Source organism: Herbaspirillum sp. B65, from assembly GCF_000333555.1.
Classification (GTDB): domain Bacteria; phylum Pseudomonadota; class Gammaproteobacteria; order Burkholderiales; family Burkholderiaceae_D; genus Herbaspirillum; species Herbaspirillum rubrisubalbicans.
Window position 1 is genome coordinate 1 of the sequence record NZ_BADI01000863.1, and the last position, 2,411, is coordinate 2,411.

3 protein-coding genes and 2 pseudogenes are annotated in these 2,411 nt (G+C 59.1%); 4 read left to right on the forward strand and 1 reads right to left on the reverse strand.

Features of this window, described 5'->3' with window-relative positions:
* Positions 1 to 424 (reverse strand): annotated as a pseudogene (locus I5W_RS20525) (phage tail sheath subtilisin-like domain-containing protein); the annotation flags it as partial.
* A gap of 24 nt (positions 425 to 448) precedes the next feature.
* Here I5W_RS20525 and rplV point away from each other — a divergent pair.
* From rplV to I5W_RS20540, 4 genes and pseudogenes are all read left to right on the forward strand, one after another.
* Positions 449 to 781, forward strand: coding sequence for a 50S ribosomal protein L22 (gene rplV / locus I5W_RS20530; protein ID WP_199901775.1), 333 nt, complete (start codon positions 449 to 451; stop codon positions 779 to 781).
* A 9-nt stretch (positions 782 to 790) separates the two neighbouring features.
* A complete protein-coding gene (gene rpsC, locus I5W_RS20535; RefSeq protein WP_017453025.1) occupies positions 791 to 1,609 on the forward strand; it encodes a 30S ribosomal protein S3 in 819 nt (272 codons plus the stop codon).
* Between the two features lie 2 nt (positions 1,610 to 1,611).
* A pseudogene (gene rplP / locus I5W_RS30270) lies at positions 1,612 to 1,872 on the forward strand (50S ribosomal protein L16); the annotation flags it as partial.
* A 68-nt stretch (positions 1,873 to 1,940) separates the two neighbouring features.
* On the forward strand, positions 1,941 to 2,411 hold a 471-nt coding region (locus tag I5W_RS20540; RefSeq protein ID WP_044530620.1), incomplete at its 3' end, for a TonB-dependent receptor plug domain-containing protein.

Here is a 2,411-nt window from a genome sequence, read left to right on the forward strand (position 1 = left end):
ATTCTCGAGGGGAAGAACCGCCCTGGATTTCGCAGGTGCGCGAGCCCCAGAACCGATAGCCGCTCATGTTGATGAGGGTGGTGACTTCCTTGGCATTGAGCACGCCGGCATCGGTGGCCGGGTCTTGCAAATCCCAGAACACGTCACGGCTGATACCGGTCGGGCCATTCACCACCACGTTGGACAAGGTCTTGTGCCAGCCGGTCTGTTCATCAATCTTGGCGCGCAAGCCCAGGGCGTAGGCCACGGCCGAGATGCTGGCATCGGCGTTGGTGGTCGTATCCCAGGACACGAATTCCGGCCAAATCAGCATCACTTCACGCTGCCCGAACTCAGAACGATAGGCGGTCGCTGCGACCACCGTCGCGCAATTCCAGCAGGAGGCATACACGAAGGCGCGCAGAGTCTGCGCAAGGGAGGCCAGAAGAAGGCTAAGAAATAAGGTCCTATGATGGAAACTAAAGCTACTCTGCGCGGTGTGCACCTGTCGGCCCAGAAAGGCCGCCTGGTTGCAGACCTGATCCGCGGTAAAAAAGTTGATCAGGCACTGAATATCTTGGCCTTCAGCCCCAAGAAGGGCGCGGTCATCATCAAGAAAGTTCTGGAGTCCGCCATTGCGAACGCCGAAACACACGATGGTGCCGACATTGACGAGCTGAAAGTCAAGACCATTTATGTGGAAAAGGGTGCGGTCCTCAAGCGCTTCACAGCGCGTGCAAAGGGCCGTGGTGATCGTATTTCCAAGCAGTCGTGTCACATTTACGTGACCGTCGAAAACTAAGGAGTCACGATGGGACAGAAGATTCATCCAACCGGTTTCCGTCTGGCGGTTACGCGTAACTGGGGCTCGCGTTGGTATGCAGGCAACAACAACTTTGCCGAGATGCTCAACGAGGACCTGAAGGTCCGTGCTTACCTGAAGAAGAAGCTGAAGAACGCTTCGGTTGGCCGCGTGGTCATCGAGCGTCCGGCCAAGAATGCCCGCATCACCATTTACAGCTCCCGTCCGGGCGTTGTGATCGGCAAGAAGGGCGAAGACATCGAAGTGCTGAAGTCGGCACTGGCCAAGCTGATGGGCGTGCCCGTGCACGTCAACATCGAAGAAATCCGCAAGCCGGAAGCCGATGCTCAGCTGATCGCTGACTCGATCTGCCAGCAGCTGGAAAAGCGCATCATGTTCCGTCGCGCCATGAAGCGTGCGATGCAGAACGCCATGCGCCTGGGCGCCCAAGGCATCAAGATCATGTCCTCGGGTCGTCTGAACGGCATCGAAATCGCACGTACCGAATGGTACCGTGAAGGCCGTGTGCCTCTGCACACCCTGCGCGCCGATATCGACTATGGCTTCGGCGAAGCTGAAACCACCTACGGCATCATCGGTGTGAAGGTGTGGGTCTACAAGGGCGATCGCCTGGCAAACGGCGAAGCGCCGGTGCTGGTCGGCGAACCGGAAGACGACAAGAAGCGTCGTGGCCCCCGTCGTGACGACGGCAAGCCGGGTGCACGTCCCCGCTCCAAGACTGGCGCTCCTGGCGCTGGTGCAAAGCGTGGCGGTGGTCGTCCTCAAGCTGCCGATGCCGGTGTGTCGGCTGAGAAAGCAGGAGAATAATCATGCTGCAACCAGCACGTAGAAAATATCGTAAAGAACAAAAAGGTCGTAACACCGGCATTTCGCACACCCGCGGAACCGCCGTCTCGTTCGGCGATTTTGGTCTGAAGGCAACCGGCCGCGGCCGTATCACTGCCCGTCAGATCGAAGCTGCTCGTCGTGCGATGACCCGTCACATCAAGCGCGGTGGTCGTATCTGGATCCGCGTCTTCCCGGACAAGCCAATTTCCCAGAAGCCCGCAGAAGTGCGTATGGGTAACGGTAATCCAGCCGCAGGCCCAGGCATCTGCATCGCGTTCGTCCCATCTTTAAACTTACCGCCCTGTCCGGCTTGCTGGCATTGGGTGCAGCACCCTGGGCGCTGGCCCAGTCGGCCAGCGCGGCTGAGGATTCCTCGCTCTCGCTGGGCACGGTGGAAGTCAATGCGCGCCGCAGCGGCCCGCTGCAACTCAACAATGTGCTGACCTCGGTGGACCTGATCGGTGCCGATCACATCCAGCAACAACAGGTGCAATACAACTGGGAACTGTTTGCGCAATCGCCGGGCGTGATGCTGACCCAGTTCCGCCAGGGCAACGAGTCGGGCAAGTTATCCTTCCGTGGCTTCAATGGCGAAGGCGAGGTCAATGCGGTCAAGCTGCTCATCGATGGCATCCCCAGCAATGACAATGCCGGAGGAATGCCCTTCCTGGGGACGCTGTTCCCGCTGGACATAGAACGCATCGAAGTCGTGCGCGGCACCAATGATGCGCGCTACGGCCTGCACAACATCGCCGGCAACATCAACATCCTCACCCGCGAG

Excerpts from the sequence above, each read along its gene's own strand:
- rplV (WP_199901775.1), top strand. The coding sequence starts at position 449 with ATGATGGAAACTAAAGCTACTCTGCGCGGTGTGCACCTGTCGGCCCAG.
- rpsC (WP_017453025.1), top strand. The coding sequence starts at position 791 with ATGGGACAGAAGATTCATCCAACCGGTTTCCGTCTGGCGGTTACGCGT.